This window comes from Stenotrophomonas sp. YJH_SMC_135 (genome assembly GCF_059372355.1).
In genome coordinates this window covers 117,863-139,240 of the sequence record NZ_JCAFVN010000003.1, presented here as the reverse complement: position 1 = coordinate 139,240, position 21,378 = coordinate 117,863, and the positions used below count along the sequence as shown (strand labels likewise).

Here is a 21,378-nt window from a genome sequence, read left to right as displayed (position 1 = left end):
CTTCGTTGCAGGCCGCAGCGCTCCGCTGCGGTCGGCGCCTGCCCGTGCCGGCAGGGGACCGGAGTGATGCCGGGCCAGGGCACCCACGGCAATGGACTGCTGGAGCGCCGCCTGCAGGCGTTGGCGGAAGAGCGTCGCCGGCTGGCGATGATCATCGACGGTACCGCTGCGGGTACCTGGGAATGGAACGTGCAGACCGGCGAGATGCGGGTCAATGCGCGCTGGGCCGAGATTGTCGGTTATCGCCTGGATGAGCTGGAACCGATCTGCCAGAAGACGTTCCTGAAGCTGGTCCATCCCGATGACATTGCGCTGTCCGATGCAGCGCTGGACGACCATTTCGAAGGGCGCAGCGACAACTACGCCTGCCTGCTGCGCATGCGCCACAGGAACGGCCAGTGGATCTGGATCCAGGACCGTGGCCGGGTCTTTGAATGGGACGGGCACGGCAAGCCGCTGTGGATGGCCGGTGCCCATGCCGATGTCACCGAGCTGCAGCAGGCAAGGCAGGACGCGGCCGAGACCCGGCAACGCCTGCAGGCCGTGGTCGATGCGTCCGATGAGGTGGCGGTGATCGCCACCGATACCGATGGCACCATCACCCTGTTCAACACGGGGGCGGAGCGCCTGCTGGGCTACAGCGCGGCGGAGGTGGTCGGCCAGCGCCGGCTCGACGCCTTCCACGATCCAGCCGAACTGAAAGCGTGGTTGCAGCCGCTGGCCGATGCTGATGGCAATCTTCCCGACGTGTTCGAGGCGCTGAGCGCGCGTGCCGACGGGCAGACCTACTCGCGGCAGTGGACGCTGCTGCGCAAGGATGGCCAGTCACGCCAGGTACGCCTGTCGATCAGCCGCATGGAGAGTGCCGATGGAACGCGCATCGGCTACGTCGGCATGGCCATCGACATTACCGAGATCCTGCAGGCACGCGCCGAAGCACGACTGTCGGCAGAGAAGTTCGCTGGCGCGTTCACCTCCGCCGCACTGGGCATGGCACTGGTGTCGCTGGAAGGACGCTGGCTGGATGTCAACGACGCGCTGTGCCGGATACTGGGCTACCCGCGAGAAGAGCTGCTGCAGGTCGATTTCCAGCGCCTGACCCATCCCGATGACCTGCAGACCGACCTGGCCCTGGTACAGGACCTGTTGGCCGGGCGACGCAGCCACTATCACCTGGAAAAGCGCTACCTCGACCGCGACGGCCGCATCATCTGGGCGCGGCTGTCGGTGTCGCTGGTGCGCAACGAGCATGGCGAACCGCTGCATTTCGTGTCGCAGATCCAGGACATCACCGCCCAGCGCAGCAGCGAGCAGCGCCTGTTCGAGAGTGAACAACGCAGCCGAATCACCCTGGATGCGGTGGCCGACCTGGTGCTCAGCGTCAGCCTTGATGGCCGCATCGACTACGCCAACGCGGCTGCGGTGCGCACCCTGGCCGGTGATGGCGCATTGTCGCTGGCCGGGCACAAGGTGCAGGACGTGCTGGCGCTGACCACCGAGTACGCGCCCGGTTCGGTACTGGATGTGACGGTGCTGCTGGACCCGGAGAGCAACGCGGTGGACCTGCACGCCGACCTGCTGCTGCGCCTGGGCACGGCAACGGTGCCGGTGGACCTGACCCGCGCCTGGCTGCGCGATGACGAAGGCCACGTGCGCGGCGCGGTGTGGGTGCTGCGCGACGACACCCAGCAGCGGGCACGCCAGCGCGAAGCCCGCCACCTGGCCGAGATCGATCCGCTCACCGAACTGAGCAACCGCCGCGGTTTCGAGGTGCACCTGCAGCAGGCGATCACCCGCGTGGAGCGCACCGGCCAGGCCGCCTCGCTGATGTACATCGATCTGGACCGCTTCAAGCCGGTCAACGACACCTGGGGCCATCTGGCCGGCGATGCCGTGCTGTGGGCGGTGGCCAGCGTGCTGCGCCATGGCGTGCGCGATTCGGACGTGGTGGCACGGTTGGGCGGCGACGAATTCGCGGTCATCCTGTCCGGTTGCACGCCGCGGCGTGCGGCCCGCATCGGGGGCGAGCTGCTGCACACCCTGGCCGCGCTGTCCATTCCGTGGGACCAGGACCGGCTGCGGATCGGTGCCAGCATCGGTATCGCGCCGCTGGCCGGCGGCATGAGCGTGGACCAGGCGGTGGCTGCGGCCGATGCCCAGTGCTACCGGGCCAAGGCGATGGGGCGCAACAACGTGCAGGTGCAGGGCGAGTTGTCCCAGCTTCCGGGTGACGATCCCGACGCCGCGGAGGACTGATCTCAGCCTGTGAGAGGACGCGCGCGAATACTGCGCGCACTCCACTCACGCAGGTAACCTCCATGAATGCCTGGAACCCGGTTGCGGTACGCAAGTTCATTCCGGCCCTGATCGGCTGGTGCCTGGCGCTGGCCGCCTGTCTACGCGCCGAACAGCTGCGCGGCGACCTGCACGCACGGGCGTTGTTGCCCGTGTTGCAGCAAGGTGCGGTCGCGCTGCTGGTCCTGAGCCTGTCCTGCACGGTTGCGGCCTGCCTGTTGCTGTGGCGGCATGGCCGCAGCGATCATGTGCATCCCGCTGCAGGCATTACACCCGTACGGCATCCATCAGCAGGACCCGGCACGGCGCACACTGGAAGGCATTGATCTGTGGCACCAGGCGCTGGAAGTGTTCGCTGGCACAGTGCAGGTCGAGCGCGGCGCGGTCGGGCCACAGCTCGATGAAGATGAAGTGGCCCGGATCCTTCTGGTCGACGAACAGTTCATAGCCGAGGCAGAGCGGCTCGCGCAGCGTGCACGCGACCAGCTCCCGGTACAGGGGAAGCACGGTGTCCACCGCATCGGGATGGATGAAATCCTCGGCGATCACTTTCAACATGTCGGCACCTGCGAATCGGGCCTTGCAGGATAGCGCCGGCGCATGGCCGGCACCTGTTCCCGTCAACGCAATACCGTGTCCGCACTGACCAGCCGCACGTCATGCATCTGATTGAGGTAGGCCTCGTAGTAGCCCTTGTGCGAGGCACCCACGATGGCCAGCATGCGTCTGCCAGGATGCTGGCTCAGCACGTCGCGGATGTTGGCGACCATGCGCAGGTTGCGGGTTTCCCAGTAACCGACGTACATCCGGCCGAACGCCTTGGAGGACGGCTCGACGAGCGTCGCGCCGAAGTCGCTCTGGTAGGCGGCCATCGCCGCCGCCGCGCTGTTGTAGTCCCGATACAGCGCCATGACACCGCCGGGCTTGTCCAGATCGGCCACGAGGCGTTCATCGGCCTCCCGCCGCGCGCGCGAGTGCGTATTGTTCCAGGCACCGGTGATGGCCGCGCTGGCCGCCGCTTCATCCTCGGCGGGCGTGGGCGAATCGGCCGTGTGGTCGTCCACGGCCCACAGGCGTTCCTGCCCGAGGCGGGCGGCGACCTCGGCGGCGATCAGGTGGGTTTCATTGCGGCGAACCAGGCCTTTTTTGAGGATCTCGACCAGGGCAGGTGTCAGTCCATCACCGCCTTTGCGCTCGGACGCAGGCAGGCGCAGCCACTGCACCTGCGCCGAGCCGCGTTCACCCGCTGCCAGGAACAATGCTGCGAGCCGACGACGCTGGGCGGGCGTCGGCTCGTCCGGCCAGGTCGCAAGCAGGTGCTCGGCCTGGGTGTTCGCCGTAGGCACGTCCAGTCCGGTCGCAGCCTGCGCAGCGGTGGTGTCGAAGCAGTAGGTGGCCACGCTCTCCGCATAGCGTGCCGGGTAGCGACGCATGAAATCGCACTGCAGGCCTGACAGGTCTTCGGTGGCGATCAGCTCGGGCTTCCAGGCGACCAGTCGCTGCAGCAACGGTTCAAGCAAGGCGGGCTGGAAGGACTTGGGCAGGCCGGACAAGTGGGGGGTGCCCAGTACCAGCACTTCGTTCGGGCGCCCGGCAGGCGGGCCCTTCAGCTGGTCGGGATGGAAGCTGGGGCGGTAGGTGGCGTCGGCAGCGAAGGCGCCGCTGCTGCACAGGCCCAGGATGAGGAAACTGGCCAGGCGTGGGAACATGCGATCTCCGTGTCAGTGAGCGTCCTGCGGTTCGCTGCATGCTGGCCAGTTTCATCTGCCACCGGATCTCCCGTTGGTCATGCAAACCTTTTCCGCTTGAACTGCATCCGCGTGCCGGGCAAGGCTGTGCCCAGTGACGGCGACAACGCGCGACATATGCCCTGACGACACCCGGTGCCGAGCAGAACCTGCCCAGCCGGCACCTGGCGAAACCGCTCGGCGGCGCCCCTGTCGCGCGTGAGCAGAATGTGAAGTGCATCGCGATTGTCTACCGCATCCCTGCAGCAGCATCTGAAGATGCGACGGACGTCGCGGAATCCGGCTAAAGCCACCGATCGCATCGCCGATATTCCCTCTGGATCCCGCTCAAGTCGCCCGCTGCAGGACCCCAGGCTGCCCCCGACGGGCGGCCCGCGCTGTGTGTTCCGCCGCTCCCTATGCCGATCGCACCCGCACCAGACGTTCTTGCCAGCCGCTCGAGGGGTGCCTGCCGGTACCTGTAGTCCCAAGCAACTGAAGTTGCCGCCGGGCATCCCGCCCGTCGGGTCGCAACCGCTTACCGGACACCGAGGATCAGACAATGCTCATTCCAGGCTTTACGGCGGGCGCGCAGGCGCCGGCCGAGCTGCATACCCGTTGGTCGCCGTGGCGCGCCCTGCTGGGCGCGCTGGCACCGCAGCACCGCAGCGGCGTCGAGGCGGCGGCCGATGGCCGTGCCGAGCTGGAGGCGCAGGTCGCGGCGCTGCACCGGGTCCAGGCGGTCATCGAGTTCGCCCTCGATGGCACCATCCTGCAGGCCAACGACAACTTCCTGCAGGCGATGGGTTACCGGCTGGAGGAGATCCAGGGCAAGCATCATTCCCTGTTCGTCGACCCCGAGCAGGCGCGCAGCGCCGGATACCGTGACTTCTGGGCGCGGCTGGGTCGTGGCGAATATGACGCGGGCCAGTACCGGCGTTTTGGCAAGAACCAGCGCGAGATCTGGATCCAGGCCTCGTACAACCCGGTGCTGGACCGGCAGGGGCGTCCGTACAAGGTGGTCAAGTTCGCCACTGACATCACTGCGCAGAAGCTGCAGGCGGCCGACTCGGCCGGCCAGCTGGCGGCGATCGACAAGTCGCAGGCGGTGATCGAGTTCAGCATGGATGGCCGCATCCTGTCGGCCAACGACAACTTCCTGGCTGCCACCGGTTACAGCCAGGATGATGTGCGTGGCCAGCACCACTCGCTGTTTGTCGAACCTGAGTATCGCAGCAGTGCCGAGTATCGGCAGTTCTGGGAAAAGCTCGGCCGTGGCGAATATGATGCCGGCCAGTACCGGCGCCTCGGCAAGGGCGGACGCGAGGTCTGGATCCAGGCGTCCTACAACCCGATCCTGGACCTCAACGGGAAGCCGTTCAAGGTGGTCAAGTACGCCACCGACATCACCGCGCAGGTGCATGAGAACCAGGCCATGCAGCGTGCCGTGGCGCAGACCCGTGAAGTGGTGGCGGCCGCCAAGGAGGGCGACCTGACCCGGCGCGTGGCCACCGCCGACAAGAACGGGCCGATCGCCGAGCTGTGCGAAGGGGTGAATTCGCTGGTCGAGGCGATGGCCGCGATCATCGGCCAGATCAAGTTCGCCGCTGACACCATCGCCGTCGGCGCCACCGAGATCGCGCAGGGCAACAGCGATCTGTCGCAGCGCACCGAGCAGCAGGCAGCGTCGCTGGAAGAGACCGCGGTGTCGATGAAGGGCCTGGCCGAGACCGTGCAGCGCACCGCGACCAACGCACGGCAGGCCAGTCAGCTGGCCGGTGGTGCCGCCGATGTCGCCGCGCGCGGCGGTAACGTAGTGCACGAAGTGGTGGAAACCATGGCGGTGATCAACGCGTCCTCGCGCCGCATCGTCGACATCATCGGCGTGATCGACGGCATCGCCTTCCAGACCAACATCCTTGCCCTGAACGCCGCGGTGGAAGCCGCGCGTGCGGGCGAACACGGGCGTGGCTTCGCCGTGGTCGCCACCGAGATCCGGGAACTGTCGCAGCGCTCGGCCAGTGCCGCCAAGGAGATCAAGCAGCTGATCGATGCGTCGGTGGCCAATGTCGGTGCCGGTACCGCGCAGGTTGAGAGCGCCGGCCGCACCATGGACGAGATCGTGGTCAACGTGCGCCGGGTCAGCGACCTGATGTCCGAGATCAGCACGGCCGCGCAGCAGCAGAGCGACGACATCCAGCAGATGAACCATGCCGTCGATCTGATCGACCAGGGCACCCAGCAGAACGCCGCGCTGGTCGAGGAAGCTTCGGCCGCGGCGCGCAGCATGGAAGAACAGTCGGCGCAGCTGCTGCAGACGGTGGCCAGCTTCCGCGTGCAGGGTGGGGCGGGGCACATGCATGGTGCGGCGGTGCTGCGCGCGGTCTAGGCGCGGCGGTCGGCGTGTTGTTCCCCGGCCTCGACGGCCGGGGCGGCGTGCACGCAGTTGCGGCCGGCATGCTTGGCCCGGTACAGGGCCTGGTCGGCACGCTCGACCAGGCTGCGCGGGTCACCCTCATCATGCGCGGCCTGCCAGGCCACGCCGATGCTGATGGTCACGCGGGCCTGGGCGGCGGGCAGGGCGGCGGCTTCCACGGCGGCGCGCAGGCGCTCGCCCAAGCCCAGGGCGTGGCCGATGTCGGGCGCGGGCAGGGCGGCGATGAACTCCTCGCCGCCGTAGCGGGCCAGCAGGTCATCACCGCGTTGCAGGCAGCCGTCGAGGATCGCGGCGACCGCCTGCAGGCGGCGATCACCTTCCGGATGCCCGTAGGTGTCGTTGAGTCGCTTGAAGTGGTCGATATCGATCATCAGCACCGCCAGCCCCACGCCCTGGCGACGGGCGCGGCCGTGCGCGCTGCCGAGCGCTTCATCGAAGTTGCGCCGGTTGCCGAGCCCGGTCAACGGATCGCGCCGGGCCAGCAGCGCCAGCTCGTCGCGCTCACGCTGGATCTGCACCTGGGTGAGCACGCTGCGCAGGGCATGGCCGAGCATGGCACCGATGAACCCCACGGTGGCCAGGGTCGGCTGCAGGCGTGCCACCAGCAGCGCCACCATTATCAGCAGCAACGGCAGCATCAGCGGCACGCCGGCATCGACGATGCGGCGGAGGTTGCGCGGCACAGCCACCGCCGGTGGGCGGTACGTGCTGCCGGCCAGCACTGCCAGCAGCACGAACAGCCCGCTGATCAGCAGGTCGCCCCAGCCACCATCGGGTACCTGCGGCTGCCAGGTATTGATGTAGAGCGCCATCAGGAAGTAGCCCAGCGCGTAGATCGTCAACGTGCGGAAGAAGTCGCGGCGGTCGGCATTGTCCTCGGCCAGGAAGCGGATCAGCGCGAAGCAGAACACCAGGCTGTTCTGCACGTTGCTCATGGTATGCAGGCATTGCGTCCACAATGCGGTGTTGAGGTGTGCCATCGCCCGCGTATGCACGAAGTACAGCACCCACAGCAGCGCGATGACCGCCAGGTCCACCGCACGGATACAGCGGTTGCCGCCGCCTGGGCTGGCGGCAACGTAGGTCAGCGGAATCCGGTAGAACACATACAGGATCAGCGACGAGGCGGTCATCTGCGCAGGGCTGAGGCCGGCCACATTGCGATACAGCAGGGCCAGCAGGGCCAGCGAGAACAGGCCGACGGCAGCGCCCAGCGTTCGCCACTTGCAGGCCGCCTGGCTGTCGCGCGCGCGTCGCACGCAGGCCAGAGCGGCCAGAAGGGGGGCGGTGATCAGCATCAGGTAGGAGCCAACCGGGTCCTGCGGGCCGATCAAGGCAATGACGAGCGCGTGCGTGCCCATGAAAAACAGTGCCGCACGCAACGTCATGCATTCCCCCGCCCCCAGATCCGGCTGGGATCACGATAGGCAGAAGTAGGTGAGGCTGGCAAGAAAAGTGTGCGCTAGTGCTATTCGCAACCTTGCCGGCTGTCACATTTTCGTTTCAGCGGGGTGACACGACGGCGTTGACGTGGGTGTAGGTCCAGAAGTCGCGGGGCTGCCCCCGCACGTGGCGATGGGCGCGCAGTATGTCGGCGAGCGTGGGAGGGGCATGCTGGGGCATCCTCGCCAGTGCCGGCGCTCCGGTCCGGGAAATGCAAAAGGCCAGGTCATGGACCTGGCCTTTGATGCAGTGGTGCCGGTGAAAGGACTCGAACCTTCATGGGGTCACCCCCGGCTGATTTTGAGTCAGCTGCGTATACCATTCCGCCACACCGGCAGGCAGCATGCGAGTGTAACCGAGGTCGGCAGGAGATGCCTAGTAGGAGAGCCTATCAGGGCGGTTCCTGTCGGCATTGGCCCCTTGGTAGCTATACTCCCGACGTGCAATTGCCTCCAGGAGCGGTAGCTGATGACAGTGTTGCAGGACCTGAGGGTGCTGGTGGTCGAGAACGACGAGATGAGTGCGGCCCTGCTGCAGATGCAGCTGGTGCATGCCGGTGCGACTGTGGTCGGGCTTGCCGCGAGTGTGTCCGAGGCCCTGCGGCTGCTGGAGCAGAGCACTCCTGACGTGGCCCTGCTGGATTACCGGCTGGCCCGCAACGAGACCAGTGAACCAGTGGCTGCAGCGCTTTCGGCGCGTGGCATTCCGTTCGTGCTGGCCACCGGGATGCTGGCCGAGCAGCTGCCTGCGCCGATGCTGGCCGGCCTGTTGCTGGTCAAGCCGTACCTGTCGGCCGATCTGTCGCGGGCGCTGGCGCGTGCGGTGGGACGCTCCAGCGCCAAGGCCTGAGCCGCTCGCCACGCACCGGCAGGGGGAAGCTGCGGGGGCTGAATCCTCACGTCTGCGATGCGCGGCGGCAACCCCTGATCCAGGAGCCCTGCCCACGCGCGGTTTTTCATTCGCGTCCGGCGCTCAGCCCGCTTCCTCGTACACGTAACGGATTTCCTCGCGGTCATCGAGGATGCGGTACTGGCGCGCCAGATCATCCGGTTCGGGGTTGAGCCAGGCGTCCAGGTGTTCCCTGCGGATCGGTACCACGCCGCGGTCATGCCCGGCAGCGGCGACGTCGCTGGGCGGTGTGTCGGTGATCGTGGCAAACGAAAGCAGGCGGCCTTCCGGTCCTTCCCATTCCGCCCAGAGGCAGGCCAGCAGCAGGTCGCGGGGTGGATCGGGGCGGAATTCGAGCACCACGTCCTGCTCCTTTTCGTCGGCACCGAGGCTGCGGCCGGCGATGGCGTGGCGGGGCACGTGCTCGTAGAAAGCCTGCACCACCACCACGCCGTGGCGCAGTCCGAACGCACCCCGCCAGTAACCTTCCAGGCTGTCGCGCCGCGCGTTGTAGGTGCCGGGGTACAGCACGTCGTTGCGCGCCGGCTTGTCCGGCAACCGGCACTGGTAGCGCATCGGCTTGATCACGCGCCGGCCGTTCTCGCTGACCATCACCGGTGCGTAGGTGCCGGGGAAAATGCGGTTGTCGCGCGGCAGCAGCTGCACCCGATGCAGGTCGTCCAGCCGGGCCTGCGCGCGCTCGATGCGGTTGCCGGCCACGCGCAGGTCATTGCGCGCTTTCTGCGTGGGCCGGGTGGCCAGCGTGGCATGGGCAATATCGCGTCGTTCGCGCTGCCGGACCAGTTCAGCCTCCAGCGCCTGCTGCTCCTGCGCATGCCATTGCTGGATCTTCGCCACGATGTCCCGGCCCTGTTCGGTACGCGCACCGGCGAACCCGTCATCCATCGCCTTCGGCGTCTTCGGCCGCTTCTTGCCTGGATCGTGTGCGTACAGTTCGGCGAACTCCTCCAGCGACAGGATGGCGCCGAACTCGCGTACCAGCTTGGCGTAGTCAGCGCGGATCAGGGCGGAATAGCACATGGGACTCTGGGGGCCTGGGTCGCAGCGGCTGCGACGTGGATGCGGCAGGATAGCCCGACCCATCTGGAGATGCCGCATGACTGATTCCATCACCTGCCAGTTCCGCGAAGCCGTGCCCACGGTCGAGGACTACTGCCGATTGCGCGTGCTTGCAGGCCTCAGTGCCAAGGCCCGGGAAGCGGCCGCCCGCGCGCTGCCCAATACGCTGTTCGGCGTATGTGCCTACCAGGGCACTGAGCTGGTGGCGATGGGCCGTATCGTCGGCGATGGCGGCTGCCACCTGCAGGTCTGTGATATCGCGGTGCTGCCGCGGTTGCAGGGGCAGGGCCTGGGCAAGGAAGTGATGCGGCGCCTGGATGGCTGGATGCAGGCCAACCTGCCGCCATCGGCGTACGTCAGCCTGCTGGCCGATGGCGAGGCGCATCGGTTGTACGCACAGTTTGGTTTCGCGCCCACGGCACCGGCATCGATCGGGATGTATCGGCGGTTCTGAGCCGTAATCGGGGTGAAGCCATCCACGCCATGCGTGGATAGGGCCTTCCCAGGAATCACAGGCAAAGAAAAACCCCGACCGGAGTCGGGGTTTTCAAGAATTGGCGTCCCCACGGGGATTCGAACCCCGGTCGCCACCGTGAAAGGGTGATGTCCTAGGCCTCTAGACGATGGGGACGCACGAAAACTTCAAGTTGTAGATCCTTCGACGGCCTAATGTCGAAGTGGTGGAGCCAAGCGGGATCGAACCGCTGACCTCCTGCATGCCATGCAGGCGCTCTCCCAGCTGAGCTATGGCCCCATGAAACTCCGGATGATCTGCCGGGAGCAGAGTCCGTTTTGAAACTGGCGTCCCCACGGGGATTCGAACCCCGGTCGCCACCGTGAAAGGGTGATGTCCTAGGCCTCTAGACGATGGGGACGCACGAAAAACTTCAAGTTGTAGAACCTTCGACGGCCTAATGTCGAAAGTGGTGGAGCCAAGCGGGATCGAACCGCTGACCTCCTGCATGCCATGCAGGCGCTCTCCCAGCTGAGCTATGGCCCCGTGTTACCGAGCCGCCTATCATACCTGCGTGTTCACGTTTGTGGAAGTTTTTTTTGAACTTTTTTCGTTCCGGTTCGACCGTCGCCACGAGGGCAGGGGAACCGCAACGCCACAACCTGAATGCCGGTAGGCGGTGAACAAAAAAGACCCGGTTATCGGCCGGGTCCTCGTTGTTCGTGATGAGTGGCGTCCCCACGGGGATTCGAACCCCGGTCGCCACCGTGAAAGGGTGATGTCCTAGGCCTCTAGACGATGGGGACGCAATTCTCATCAATGTTCTTTAGCGACCTTTCGACGGCCTAATGCCGAAAGATTGGTGGAGCCAAGCGGGATCGAACCGCTGACCTCCTGCATGCCATGCAGGCGCTCTCCCAGCTGAGCTATGGCCCCACGTCGCTGAGGAGCGAAATAATAGCCTTGCCCCCGGGGGTTGGCAAGCATTTGTTGCACTTTTCTTCACGCGCGTTGTTATGCCGCGTCGTCGGTCAGCGCCGCCAGGATCGGGCACTGATCCAGCGTGCCGTGGCCGGGGCAGGCGTCGACCAGCTGAGAAAGCGCGGTGTGCATGCGCTGCAGTTCGGCCATGCGTTGTGCAATGTCCTGCAGTCGGGCCTGCGCCGTGTCGCGCACACTGCCCATGTCCTGTGAGTGGCGGTCACTGAGCGCCAGCAGTTCGGCGATTTCTTCCAGGCTGAAGCCCAGCGTCTTGGCGCGGCGGATGAAGCGCAGCCGGCGCAGGTCCTGCTCACCGAAGATGCGGTAGCCCCCGGCCGAGCGTGCCGCCGTGGGCAGCAACTGCTGGCGTTCGTAGTAGCGCACCGTATCGATCGGCACGCCGGCCTGGCGTGCCAGTTGACCAATGTTCATGGCGGATTCCTGCGGATGCTGCCGCTCATTGTGAAGCCTTGAGTCTGGTCCAGGGTCAAGGTCCCGTCGCTGACGGCGCATTCAGCGCACTTTGCAACTTTCTTCATAGCCCCACCGTCGTGGCAGTTCCTACCCTGCGCCTGAACCGGCCGCTGGACGGCCTGCAACGAACCGAGGAGATGGTCTGTGGAAGGATTCAGGAACGAAGGATTCGTCGAGGTCGCGGTGGTCGAATACCCGGGAGGCGACCCGTCGGCCGCCTCCGTGCTGACCGAGATGGCACATGTCGCCAACCGGCTTGCCCAGCAGCAGCGCCGTCCGTTCAAGCGTGTCCTGGTGACCCGCTGGATCGTGCCGGCGAGCCAGACCGGCGTGCATCGCATTGCCGGCGCGGAGATGCTCGAGGCGGACATCCCCGCCGTGATCGCCGTGCCTGGCCAGATCAGCCAGGGCGTCTGCCTGCGCGCCGATGAGGTGCTGCTGGATTGGCTGCGCGCGCATTACGACGGTGGCAGTCTGCTGGCTGCCGCCAGCGACGGTGTCAGCATGCTGGCACGCGCCGGTCTGCTGGCTGGGCGCACCGTCAGTGGTCCGGACCTCGGGCGCCATCCGGGCCTGCAGGGGCAGTCGGCCAGCTGGGTACCCAGCGAGCGCGCGCTGGTCGATGACGGCGACCTGCTGACGGTGGCCGGTTCCCAGGCCTGGCGCTTCCTCGCCCTGCGCCTGCTGTACCGGCTGCACGGCCAGGGCGTGGCGAGTTCCGTGGCGCAGCAGCTGGGGATCACGGTTCCGGCGGCGATCCAGCAGGATCTCGAGCGTTTCAGTGCCAACTTCGCCCACGGCGATCGCGACGTACTGAAGGCGCAACGCTGGCTGCATACCACCGCTGCGCGCGGCGCCACGCTCGGTGCGATCTGTGAGATTTCCGGGCTGGAGCCGCGAACCCTGCAGCGGCGCTTCCTGAAGGCCACCGGCCTGCGCCCGATCGAGTATTGCCAGCGGTTGCGTATCGCCAAGGCGCAGACGCTGTTGCAGCAGGGGGCGGGCATCGATGAAGTGGCCTGGGGCGTGGGCTATGCCGACCAGAGCGCATTCCGTCGCCTGTTCCTGCGCATTGTTGGAATGACGCCGGCCAACTATCGCCGGCTGGTCAACAACAAGCGGCGCGAGCGGCCGCTGTTGTCATCGGTGGCAGGCAGCCTGCGCGGGCTGCAACCGGCGCCCGGCATGCAGATGCCGCGCAGCGTGGCCTGATGCCTGCAGTAGGCGTCGCGCTTGCAACCTGGGCGCGACGCTTCGACCATGCAGGTAACGGATGATGGGGCAGGTGGGCTGATGTCGAGTGTGGGACCGGTGCCGATGCCGGTGGTGTTGATCCTGATGTGCGTGCTGCTGGCCATGGCGGTAGCACGCCTGTGGCCGCGTCGGAAAGACGGGATGGCAGTGCCTTCCGCGGCCAGCCTGGTTCTGGACATGTTGCTGATCGGCCTGCTGTGCGGACGCATCAGCTTCGTCGCCTTGAACTTCGCGCTTTACCGTGAGGCCCCGTGGAGCATCCTGCAGATCGCCGACGGTGGGTATCACCTTGCAGTCGTGCTGGCTGCGGGCCTGGCGTGGGGCACCTGGCGGCTGCGGCTCTGGCGCGCGTTGCGTGCGCCGGTGCTGGCGGGCGCACTGGTGGGCGTGGTGTCGTGGGTGGTGGGCAGCCACCTGCTGTCAGCCTGGCAGGAGCAGCGGATGCCGCTGCCGGCGGTGCAGGTGGCCGATCTGCAGGGGCGCGTGATCGACCTGCAGCAGTTCCGGGGCAAGCCACTGGTGCTGAATCTCTGGGCCAGCTGGTGTGGGCCCTGCCGGCGCGAGATGCCGGTGCTGGCATCCGCACAGCAGACCCACACCGACGTGCAGTTCGTGTTCCTCAACCAGGGGGAAACCCTGGACGAAGTGAAGGGTTTCATTGCATCCGAACAGCTCCGGCTGGGCAATGTACTGCTGGACGATACCGCCTCGGCGTCAACCGTGCTGGGTGTGCAGGCCTATCCGTCGACGCTGTTCTTCGACGCCGAAGGTCGCCTGCGTGAACTGCACCTTGGCGAACTGACGGCGGCGGGTCTTGAACACAAACTGCGCCGGCTGCGGTAGCCTGCGCGGGCATCTCATTACGGAGTTCCCATGTTGTCGACTTCCCTGCGCATCGCTCCGGCGGTGCTGTTGCTGCCGGTCATGCTGGCATTGGCCGCCTGCAGCCAGGCCCAGACCCCGCCGGGCAAGACGGCGGCAGCGCCGGCCGCCGGCGCTCCGGCCACCGCGGCAAAGGGCGACCGTCCCGCAGTGCTGAAAGGCATCGAGAAGCACGGCTTCGAAGTCGTTGCCGAGTTTGATGCACCGGGTGGCCTGCGTGGCTTCGCCGGCGTGGTGGGGGGGCAGCAGCCCGCCGCCGCGTACGTGACCGCCGACGGCAAGCATGTGCTGGTGGGCAGCCTGTTCGATGCCGAAGGCAACGATGTGGCCGCCGAGGCGGTGGAGAAGCTGGTCGCTGCACCGATGTCGGCCAAGATGTGGACCAAGCTGGAAGCCAGCGCCTGGGTGCGTGACGGCAAGGCCGATGCACCGCGTGTGGTCTATACCTTCAGCGATGCCAACTGCCCGTACTGCCACAAGTTCTGGGAAGCGGCGCGTCCGTGGGTTGACGCCGGCAAGGTGCAGTTGCGCCACATCATGGTTGGCGTGATCCGCGAGGACAGCCCGGCCAAGGCCGCCGCCATCCTCGCCGCGCGTGATCCGAGCGCGGCGCTGCTGGAGAATGAGCACCAGTTCGACCGTGGCGGCATCAAGGCGCTACCGAGCATCAGCCGCGAGATCGCAGGCAAGCTTGATGCCAACCAGGTCCTGATGATCGAGATGGGCTTCCAGGGCACGCCGGGCATCCTGTTCCAGGATGCACAGGGGCAGGTGCAGCGTCGCGCGGGCCTGCCGCAGGGCGCCGACCTGCAGACGGTGCTGGGTCCGCGCTGATCGCCGCCAACGTCGTGATGTAACCGACAGGCCCGCATGGCAGCATGCGGGCCTGTTGCATTTCGGCGCTCCTGCGGCGGGCGGAGAGGGCAGCAGGGCTGCGCAGCAGCTGTTCGTCGTCACATCTGAATCGTGACTGACATCAAGCATCGCGCCTTGATTCCAATCAAGGTCAAAAACGACAGGCGGATTAGCCTGTTGACGCATGGAATACAGCGTCAACGCGCCATGGATGCCGCGCCAGACATGCCTTGAACCAGGGCGGTCGGCACAGCCATTCACGACACTCTCACTCCCCGATTGTTACCCAGACCGCTGCGGTCGCCACCTCTCTGGCAGCGCGGCCTTGATGGGCTCGACACCGGTGCGGGCAGGGCAGTGTCATCGTCCTGTTGCCTGCCGGATGCAGGCTGGCCGGTGTCGTCAACGCAGTATCCGCATTTCCAGCAACGGCGACGCGAGGCCAGGGCACTGTGCGCCTGTATCCGGCCAGCGCGCTGCGAATGTTTGTCCAGGGAGGATGCAATGCGCTTGGCGGTACTGAGTCTGGCCTGTTCGACCGCACTGGCGATCGCGCCAGCGTATGCGCAGCAGCATGGCCAGGAAGATGCGCAGGCGTTGCGGCAGGAAATCGCTGCCATGCGCCAGGCATTGGAAGGCATGCAGCAGCGCCTGGATCGGCTTGAGCAGCGCGAGGGCTCAGCGCCTGCCGCCGTGGCGCAGGCCCCGACCCTGGCAGCAACGGCGGGCGGCAGCGCCAGCATGCTGCACCCGACCCAGGTGCCGGGCGTGGCGCAACCGGTGCTGCCGCAGCGCGAATCGGTGGCCGATCCCTCAACGGCGGCGTCGCGTCCCGACAGTGCAGCCGGTCCGACCGACCCCGATCTGAAAGGCTTCTTCGCCATTCCCGGCACCGATACGGTGATCCGCATCGGCGGCTACGCCAAGCTGGATGCGATTGCCGATTCGCGTGCGGCCGGTGACGAAGATCAGTTCATTCCGTCGTCGATGCCGGTGGGTGGCAGCCATCGCGATGTCTCCAATTTCAACATCCATGCCAAGCAGACCCGCTTCAGCTTCGAGGCGCGGCGCCCGACCACGCACGGCAACCTGCGTTTCTACCTGGAGAACGATTTCTTCGGCAGCAGTGAGGGGTATGAGTTCCGCCTGCGACACGCCTATGGGCAGCTTGGCAACACCTATGCCGGCTATGGCTACTCCAGCTTCATGGACCCGGACAGCCTGCCGGACACACTGGATTTCGCAGGGCCTGGCGGTGCCGGATACCTGCTGGTGGCGGGCATCCACCACAGCTTTGCGATAGGCAAGGGCAACACCCTGACCGTCGCCGCTGAAGACCCGAAGACTGAACTCGCCGGCGCCAGCGATGCTCGCACGGCAGTCAACCGCCTGCCCGATGTGACCGTGACCGCGCGCCTGGAGCGCGACTGGGGCCACCTGCAGTTGGGCGCGGTGGCACGCAGCCTGGCCTACGACGGCGATGGCGAGCGCGACCGGCGCATGGCCGGTGGCCTGCAGCTGAGCGGCTCGGCGTCAGTGGGCGAGCGCGACCTGCTGCTGTTCGGCGTACTCGGCGGGCGCGGCCTCAGTCGCTACACCGCCGATCTGACCGGTTCCGGACTGGACGCGGTGGTCGGTGCCGATGGCCGCCTCGCCGCGTTGGACCTGCACGGCGGTTTCGTCGGCTACACCCATTACTGGTCCGCGCTGTGGCGCTCCAACCTGATCTTTGGCCAGCTGACCCTGGAGCGCAACGCCGCACTCGCCGCTGATGCATTCCGGCAGAGCCGCTACGGCGTGTTCAACCTGATCTGGAGCCCGGCGCCGTCCTGGACGATGGGCATGGAGCTGCTGTACGGCCGGCTGGAACAGCAGGGCGGCGCACGCGGCGACACGGTCCGGGTGCAGGGCAGCCTGCAATACAACTTCATCAAATAGACGCCAGCGGTCGTACGCCAGCGTAACCGTCCCCACGCCCGGTGCTGCCGGGCTCATGCCAGTACCGGAGATCGTCATGGCAGAAGCAAAGAAAATCGGGGTGGTCGGAGCCACCTTCCTCGTCGCCGGCAACATGATGGGCTCAGGCGTGTTCCTGTTGCCGTCCAGCCTGGCCAAGATCGGTACCGCCTCGATCTGGGGCTGGCTGATCACCACCGCCGGTGCGCTGCTGCTGGCCTTCGTGTTCGCCAAGCTGGGCAAGCTCGCACCCAAGGCGGGCGGTCCCTATGCCTACGCGCGCGACTGGTTCGGGCCGTACATGGGCTTCCAGACCAACACCATCTACTGGTTCGCCAACTGGATCGGCAACGTCGCCATTCCGATCGCGGCGGTGGGCTATTTCAGCTATTTCTTCCCGATCCTGTCCGAGCCGCTGGTGCGTTGCATCGCGGTGCTGGTGCTGGTGTGGGCACTGAGCTTTGCCAACGTGATCGGTCCGGCCTTCGTCAGCCGCGTGCAGACGGTCACCACCAGCTTTGCGTTGGTGCCGATCCTGGGCATCGCCATTTTCGGCTGGTTCTTCTTCGATGCCGACATCTTCAAGGGCGCCTACAACGTGTCTGGCGAGTCGAACTTCGGTGCGATCTCGAGCGCTGCGGCACTGACCCTGTGGGCCTTCATCGGCGTCGAGTCTGCATCGGTGACTGCCGGTGTGGTCGAAAATCCGGAGAAGAACGTCGCCCGCGCGACGCTGGCCGGCGTGTTCCTGGCTGCCATCGCCTACATCGCCAGTTCGTCGGTGATCATGGGCATGGTGCCGAACGCGGAACTGCAGGTGTCCGACGCACCGTTCGCGCTGGCGGCGGCCAAGGCGGTCGGTGGCTGGGGCGGCGCGCTGGTCAGCCTGTGCGCCTTCATCGGTGCCGCCGGCTCGCTGGGTGGCTGGATCCTGCTGACCGCGCAGAGTGCCAAGGCAGCGTCGGATGACGGCCTGTTCCCGAGCATCTTCAGCAAGACCAACAAGGACGACGTGCCGGTCAAGGGCGTGCTGATCGTGGCGGTGCTGATGACCCTGGCGGTGCTGGTGACCTCCACCTCGGAAACCGCGTCGGCCCAGTTCGACGTGATCACGTCGGCGGCCGTGGTGCTGACCCTGCTGCCCTACATCTACTCGTGCGTGGCGTGCTACTTCGTGGTCGAGCGTTCGCACACCCTGGTCCACACCGGTGCGTTCTGGACGCTGACCAGCCTGACCGTCGTGTACTGCCTGTGGGCGATCTACGGCTCCTCGGGGACCATCGTGCAGTACGCCTTCCTGTTCGTGCTGTTCATCACCGTGTTCTATCCCTTCTTCAGCGAGGAGCGCCGCCAGCAGCGGCAGCGCGCCCGCGAGGCCTCGGCGATCAGCGCCGGCGCCCGGCAATCCTGAGTTCGACAAGGAGAATCAACGTGTACTTCAAGTCCCTGGACTACCCGGTCATTGTCATCGACAACGACTACGAGTCGCCGCGCATCGGTGGCATCCTGATCCGTGCGCTGGTGGAAGAGCTGCGCAGCAACGACCAGCGCGTGCTGTGCGGGCTGAACCTGGATGACGCCCGGGCCGGTGCCCGCACCTACGTGGCGGCCTCGGCCGTGCTGATCTCCATCGATGGCAGCGAAGAGGTGGATGGCGAGTTCCAGCGCCTGACCGCCTTCCTGCGCGAGCAGAGCGCGCGCCGTGCCAATCTGCCGGTGTTCCTGTACGGCGAGCGCCGCACCATCGAGAAGGTGCCGAGCAAGCTGCTCAAGTACATCCACGGCTTCATCTTCCTGTTCGAAGACACCAAGAGCTTCATCTCGCGGCAGGTGATGCGCGCGGCCGAAGACTACATGAAGAACCTGCTGCCGCCGTTCTTCAAGGCGCTGATCCATCATGCGGCCGAGTCGAACTATTCCTGGCATACGCCGGGCCATGCCGGCGGCGTGGCGTTCACCAAGTCGCCGGTCGGCCGCGCATTCCATCAGTTCTACGGCGAGAACACCCTGCGCAGCGATCTGTCGATCTCGGTGCCGGAGCTGGGCTCGCTGCTCGATCACACCGGCCCGATCAAGGATGCCGAGAACGAGGCGGCACGCAACTTCGGTGCCGACCACACCTTCTTCGTCACCAATGGCACCTCCACCGCCAACAAGATCGTCTGGCATGGCACGGTGGCCCGCGGCGACGTGGTGTTCGTTGACCGCAACTGCCACAAGTCGCTGCTGCACGCGCTGATCATGACGGGTGCGGTGCCGGTGTACTTCACGCCCAGCCGCAATGCGCACGGGATCATCGGCCCGATCAGCCTGGACCAGTTCACGCCGGAGTCGCTGCAGCAGCGCATCGCCGCCAATCCGCTGGCCAGCCAGGCCTACAAGGCCGGCTCCAAGCCGCGCATCGCGGTGGTCACCAACTCGACCTATGACGGCCTGTGCTACAACGCCGAGAAGATCGCCGACGAGATCGGCAGCGCAGTTGATTTCCTGCATTTCGACGAAGCCTGGTACGCCTACGCCGCGTTCCACCCGTTCTACGAGAACCACTACGGCATGGCCAAGGGCAAGCCGCGTGAGCAGGATGCGATCATTTTCACCACGCATTCCACCCACAAGCTGCTGGCTGCGTTCTCGCAGGCGTCGATGATCCACGTCCGCAACTCGGCGCAACGCAACCTTGATGCCGAGCGCTTCAATGAGTCGTTCATGATGCACACCTCGACCAGCCCGCACTACGGCGTGATTGCCGCCTGTGACGTGGCCTCGAAGATGATGGAAGGCGATGCCGGGCGCTCGCTGGTGCAGGAAATGCATGACGAGGCAATTGCCTTCCGCCGCGCGATGCTGCACGTCCGCGATGATCTCGGTCGCGACGACTGGTGGTTCAGCGTGTGGCAGCCAACCCAGGTCGAGCGCAGCCTGGACAAGGGCGATACGCCGGCACCGCTGGTGGCCAAGCGCGAGGAGTGGTACCTGCGGCCGGACGCGCACTGGCACGGCTTCGAGAACCTGGTTGACGACTATGTGTTGATCGATCCGATCAAGGTGACCCTGCTGACCCCGGGCCTGGCAATGGACGGCAGCATGGGCAGGCTGGGCATCCCGGCGGCGGTGCTGAGCAAGTTCCTGTGGGGCCGCGGCATCACCGTGGAAAAGACCAACCTGTACTCGGTGCTGTTCCTGTTCTCGATGGGCATCACCAAGGGCAAGTGGAGCACCCTGGTCACCGAGCTGATGGCGTTCAAGGAACTGTACGACCGCAATGCGCCGCTGAGCCAGGCACTGCCGACGCTGGCCGCCGATTATCCGAATGCCTACGCCGGCTGGGGCCTGCGTGACCTGTGCGACGCGCTGCATGCGTTCAACCAGGAATTTGCCGTGGCCAAGGTGATGCGCGAGATGTACGTGGACCTGCCGACGCCGGTGATGACCCCGGCCGATGCCTACAACCACCTGGTCAAGGGCGAGATCGAGCGGGTCGACATCGAGCAGATCAGTGGCCGCATCGCGGCGACCATGCTGGTGCCGTACCCGCCGGGCATCCCGACCATCATGCCGGGCGAGCGCTTCGGCGACAGCGACGAGCCGATCATCCAGTCGCTGCGCATCGCCCGCGAGCAGAACGCCCGTTTCCCGGGCTTCGAATCGGACGTGCACGGGCTCATCATCGAGCAGGAGGGTGATGCGGTCTCGTACAAGGTGGAGGTGCTGAAGGCCTGACCCGTAACGGTCGGCTCATCGGCGAACGATGGATACCGCGCGCGAGCAACGCATCCTGACGTTCTCGATCGGGGTCACCCTTGCGGTGAGCGCGGTCGGCTTCGGCGGTGGCCTGCTGGTGGGATCGCAGGCCATCCTGTTCGACGGCGTGTACAGCCTGGTCGACGTCGCCCTGACCCTGGTGTCGTTGTCGGTGCTGCGGCTGGTGGCGCGGGAACAAAGCCCGCGCTTCCAGTACGGCTACTGGCATCTGGAGCCGATGGTCGAAGCGCTGGGTGGTGTGATCCTGTCGCTGGCCTGCGTGTATGCGCTGGCCAACGCGGTGATCGGCCTGACCACGGGCGGGCACGAAGTGAAATTCGGGCCCGCGCTGTGGTGGGCGGTGCTGCTGAGTGCCAGCAACCTGGCGATGGCGGCGTTCGTTGCGCAGCGGGCGCGGCATCTGCGCTCGGCGCTGTTATGGCTGGATGTGCGTGGCTGGCTGCTGGGCGGGTTGATGAGCCTGGCAGTGGTGCTGGCCTTCGTGTTGGCGCTGGTCCTGCACGGTGGTGAGTGGCACCATTGGGTGCCGTACCTGGATTCGATCGTGCTGGCATTGATCAGCCTGGCGATGCTGCCGGTGCCGGCGCGCAGCGCGTGGAAGGCCATGCGCGAAGTGCTGCAGGTGGCGCCGGATGTTCTGGACCGGCGCGTGCAGCAGGTGATGCAGGCGTTCGTGGCCGAGCGTGGCTATGCCGGTTTCACCAGCCATGTGGCGAAGATGGGGCGGATGCGCTTCATCGAGATCCATGTATTGGCTGACCCGATCACGCCGCTGGGGTCGGTAGGCGAAGTCGATGCGATGCGCGATGAGATCGCGGTGCGGCTGGATGCGCGGGCCAGTACTTTCTGGTTGACCATCGATTTCACGGCGGATCCGGCGTGGACGTGAG

Annotated in this window: 17 protein-coding genes and 7 tRNA genes; 11 read left to right on the top strand and 13 right to left on the bottom strand. The window is 66.2% G+C overall.

Features of this window, described 5'->3' with window-relative positions; translation table 11 throughout:
* Nucleotides 1–66 precede the first annotated feature (66 nt).
* Nucleotides 67–2,256: a PAS domain S-box protein gene (locus AC5P98_RS11575; RefSeq protein WP_495230033.1), complete on the top strand. Its 2,190-nt coding sequence runs from the start codon at nucleotides 67–69 to the stop codon at nucleotides 2,254–2,256.
* Nucleotides 2,257–2,396: 140 nt separating this feature from the next.
* On the opposite strand, the gene AC5P98_RS11570 is transcribed toward AC5P98_RS11575, so the two are convergent.
* The 3 genes from AC5P98_RS11570 to AC5P98_RS11560 all read right to left on the bottom strand — a co-directional run bounded on the left by AC5P98_RS11570 (nucleotide 2,397) and on the right by AC5P98_RS11560 (nucleotide 4,004).
* A complete protein-coding gene (locus AC5P98_RS11570; protein WP_154582529.1) occupies nucleotides 2,397–2,543 on the bottom strand; it encodes a hypothetical protein in 147 nt (48 codons plus the stop codon).
* 19 nt (nucleotides 2,544–2,562) lie between these two features.
* The gene (locus tag AC5P98_RS11565; RefSeq protein ID WP_075075594.1) at nucleotides 2,563–2,853 is read right to left on the bottom strand and encodes a putative quinol monooxygenase; all 291 of its coding nucleotides are present in this window, start codon (nucleotides 2,851–2,853) and stop codon (nucleotides 2,563–2,565) included.
* 62 nt (nucleotides 2,854–2,915) lie between these two features.
* Nucleotides 2,916–4,004, bottom strand: coding sequence for a DUF5694 domain-containing protein (locus AC5P98_RS11560; protein ID WP_495230032.1), 1,089 nt, complete (start codon nucleotides 4,002–4,004; stop codon nucleotides 2,916–2,918).
* Nucleotides 4,005–4,584: 580 nt separating this feature from the next.
* Between AC5P98_RS11560 and AC5P98_RS11555 the strand changes: the two genes are divergently transcribed.
* Complete coding sequence (locus AC5P98_RS11555) at nucleotides 4,585–6,411, top strand: methyl-accepting chemotaxis protein (RefSeq protein ID WP_049404944.1); 1,827 nt, start codon at nucleotides 4,585–4,587, stop codon at nucleotides 6,409–6,411.
* On the opposite strand, the gene AC5P98_RS11550 is transcribed toward AC5P98_RS11555, so the two are convergent.
* Both AC5P98_RS11550 and AC5P98_RS11545 read right to left on the bottom strand, forming a co-directional pair.
* The gene (locus AC5P98_RS11550; protein WP_049404943.1) at nucleotides 6,408–7,847 is read right to left on the bottom strand and encodes a GGDEF domain-containing protein; all 1,440 of its coding nucleotides are present in this window, start codon (nucleotides 7,845–7,847) and stop codon (nucleotides 6,408–6,410) included. The genes AC5P98_RS11555 and AC5P98_RS11550 overlap by 4 nt on opposite strands.
* Nucleotides 7,848–8,152: 305 nt before the next feature.
* Nucleotides 8,153–8,238 (bottom strand) — tRNA-Leu (locus AC5P98_RS11545).
* Between the two features lie 132 nt (nucleotides 8,239–8,370).
* On the opposite strand from AC5P98_RS11545, the gene AC5P98_RS11540 reads away from it, so the two are divergent.
* The gene (locus AC5P98_RS11540) at nucleotides 8,371–8,751 is read left to right on the top strand and encodes a response regulator (protein ID WP_032957303.1); all 381 of its coding nucleotides are present in this window, start codon (nucleotides 8,371–8,373) and stop codon (nucleotides 8,749–8,751) included.
* 123 nt (nucleotides 8,752–8,874) lie between these two features.
* Here the strand turns inward: AC5P98_RS11540 and AC5P98_RS11535 are convergent, their stop codons facing one another.
* Nucleotides 8,875–9,831, bottom strand: a complete 957-nt coding sequence (locus AC5P98_RS11535; protein ID WP_049404942.1) for an SOS response-associated peptidase family protein — start codon at nucleotides 9,829–9,831, stop codon at nucleotides 8,875–8,877.
* A 76-nt stretch (nucleotides 9,832–9,907) separates the two neighbouring features.
* Between AC5P98_RS11535 and AC5P98_RS11530 the strand changes: the two genes are divergently transcribed.
* Nucleotides 9,908–10,324 carry a GNAT family N-acetyltransferase gene (locus AC5P98_RS11530; protein ID WP_014647532.1) on the top strand — a complete coding sequence of 139 codons (417 nt, stop codon included), beginning with the start codon at nucleotides 9,908–9,910 and terminating at the stop codon, nucleotides 10,322–10,324.
* 101 nt (nucleotides 10,325–10,425) lie between these two features.
* Here AC5P98_RS11530 and AC5P98_RS11525 read toward each other — a convergent pair.
* From AC5P98_RS11525 to AC5P98_RS11495, 7 genes are all read right to left on the bottom strand, one after another.
* Nucleotides 10,426–10,501: transfer RNA gene (locus tag AC5P98_RS11525), tRNA-Glu, on the bottom strand.
* Between the two features lie 47 nt (nucleotides 10,502–10,548).
* Nucleotides 10,549–10,624, bottom strand: a tRNA-Ala gene (locus tag AC5P98_RS11520).
* A gap of 45 nt (nucleotides 10,625–10,669) precedes the next feature.
* Nucleotides 10,670–10,745, bottom strand: a tRNA-Glu gene (locus AC5P98_RS11515).
* 49 nt (nucleotides 10,746–10,794) lie between these two features.
* Nucleotides 10,795–10,870, bottom strand: a tRNA-Ala gene (locus AC5P98_RS11510).
* Between the two features lie 184 nt (nucleotides 10,871–11,054).
* A tRNA-Glu gene (locus AC5P98_RS11505) sits at nucleotides 11,055–11,130 on the bottom strand.
* Nucleotides 11,131–11,184: 54 nt separating this feature from the next.
* A tRNA-Ala gene (locus AC5P98_RS11500) sits at nucleotides 11,185–11,260 on the bottom strand.
* A 78-nt stretch (nucleotides 11,261–11,338) separates the two neighbouring features.
* A complete protein-coding gene (locus tag AC5P98_RS11495; protein WP_032957298.1) occupies nucleotides 11,339–11,737 on the bottom strand; it encodes a heavy metal-responsive transcriptional regulator in 399 nt (132 codons plus the stop codon).
* 186 nt (nucleotides 11,738–11,923) lie between these two features.
* Here AC5P98_RS11495 and AC5P98_RS11490 point away from each other — a divergent pair, with 186 nt between their 5' ends.
* The 7 genes from AC5P98_RS11490 (at nucleotide 11,924) to AC5P98_RS11460 (ending at nucleotide 21,377) form a co-directional block, all read left to right on the top strand.
* Nucleotides 11,924–12,991, top strand: a complete 1,068-nt coding sequence (locus AC5P98_RS11490; RefSeq protein WP_032957296.1) for a GlxA family transcriptional regulator — start codon at nucleotides 11,924–11,926, stop codon at nucleotides 12,989–12,991.
* An 81-nt stretch (nucleotides 12,992–13,072) separates the two neighbouring features.
* Nucleotides 13,073–13,876, top strand: a complete 804-nt coding sequence (locus tag AC5P98_RS11485; RefSeq protein ID WP_032957295.1) for a redoxin family protein — start codon at nucleotides 13,073–13,075, stop codon at nucleotides 13,874–13,876.
* Between the two features lie 30 nt (nucleotides 13,877–13,906).
* Nucleotides 13,907–14,749 (top strand): thiol:disulfide interchange protein DsbG, encoded by an 843-nt coding sequence (dsbG, locus tag AC5P98_RS11480; protein ID WP_032957294.1) that lies wholly within the window; start codon nucleotides 13,907–13,909, stop codon nucleotides 14,747–14,749.
* A gap of 525 nt (nucleotides 14,750–15,274) precedes the next feature.
* Nucleotides 15,275–16,708, top strand: a complete 1,434-nt coding sequence (locus AC5P98_RS11475) for a DcaP family trimeric outer membrane transporter (protein WP_049406184.1) — start codon at nucleotides 15,275–15,277, stop codon at nucleotides 16,706–16,708.
* Nucleotides 16,709–16,784: 76 nt separating this feature from the next.
* Nucleotides 16,785–18,137 carry an arginine/agmatine antiporter gene (gene adiC, locus AC5P98_RS11470; RefSeq protein ID WP_049406187.1) on the top strand — a complete coding sequence of 451 codons (1,353 nt, stop codon included), beginning with the start codon at nucleotides 16,785–16,787 and terminating at the stop codon, nucleotides 18,135–18,137.
* Nucleotides 18,138–18,157: 20 nt separating this feature from the next.
* Complete coding sequence (locus AC5P98_RS11465; RefSeq protein WP_049440967.1) at nucleotides 18,158–20,446, top strand: Orn/Lys/Arg family decarboxylase; 2,289 nt, start codon at nucleotides 18,158–18,160, stop codon at nucleotides 20,444–20,446.
* Nucleotides 20,447–20,474: 28 nt separating this feature from the next.
* Entirely contained in the window at nucleotides 20,475–21,377 is a 903-nt protein-coding gene (locus AC5P98_RS11460; RefSeq protein ID WP_049406190.1) for a cation diffusion facilitator family transporter, read from the top strand.
* Nucleotide 21,378 lies beyond the last annotated feature (1 nt).

Bases quoted from the DNA above. Each gene is read 5' to 3' on its own strand.
- AC5P98_RS11550 (WP_049404943.1), bottom strand. From the start codon at position 7,847: ATGACGTTGCGTGCGGCACTGTTTTTCATGGGCACGCACGCGCTCGTC.
- AC5P98_RS11475 (WP_049406184.1), top strand. From the start codon at position 15,275: ATGCGCTTGGCGGTACTGAGTCTGGCCTGTTCGACCGCACTGGCGATC.
- AC5P98_RS11570 (WP_154582529.1), bottom strand. From the start codon at position 2,543: ATGATCGCTGCGGCCATGCCGCCACAGCAACAGGCAGGCCGCAACCGT.
- AC5P98_RS11460 (WP_049406190.1), top strand. From the start codon at position 20,475: ATGGATACCGCGCGCGAGCAACGCATCCTGACGTTCTCGATCGGGGTC.
- AC5P98_RS11575 (WP_495230033.1), top strand. From the start codon at position 67: ATGCCGGGCCAGGGCACCCACGGCAATGGACTGCTGGAGCGCCGCCTG.
- AC5P98_RS11555 (WP_049404944.1), top strand. From the start codon at position 4,585: ATGCTCATTCCAGGCTTTACGGCGGGCGCGCAGGCGCCGGCCGAGCTG.
- adiC (WP_049406187.1), top strand. From the start codon at position 16,785: ATGGCAGAAGCAAAGAAAATCGGGGTGGTCGGAGCCACCTTCCTCGTC.
- AC5P98_RS11565 (WP_075075594.1), bottom strand. From the start codon at position 2,853: ATGTTGAAAGTGATCGCCGAGGATTTCATCCATCCCGATGCGGTGGAC.
- dsbG (WP_032957294.1), top strand. From the start codon at position 13,907: ATGTTGTCGACTTCCCTGCGCATCGCTCCGGCGGTGCTGTTGCTGCCG.
- AC5P98_RS11540 (WP_032957303.1), top strand. From the start codon at position 8,371: ATGACAGTGTTGCAGGACCTGAGGGTGCTGGTGGTCGAGAACGACGAG.
- AC5P98_RS11530 (WP_014647532.1), top strand. From the start codon at position 9,908: ATGACTGATTCCATCACCTGCCAGTTCCGCGAAGCCGTGCCCACGGTC.
- AC5P98_RS11495 (WP_032957298.1), bottom strand. From the start codon at position 11,737: ATGAACATTGGTCAACTGGCACGCCAGGCCGGCGTGCCGATCGATACG.
- AC5P98_RS11560 (WP_495230032.1), bottom strand. From the start codon at position 4,004: ATGTTCCCACGCCTGGCCAGTTTCCTCATCCTGGGCCTGTGCAGCAGC.
- AC5P98_RS11535 (WP_049404942.1), bottom strand. From the start codon at position 9,831: ATGTGCTATTCCGCCCTGATCCGCGCTGACTACGCCAAGCTGGTACGC.
- AC5P98_RS11485 (WP_032957295.1), top strand. From the start codon at position 13,073: ATGTCGAGTGTGGGACCGGTGCCGATGCCGGTGGTGTTGATCCTGATG.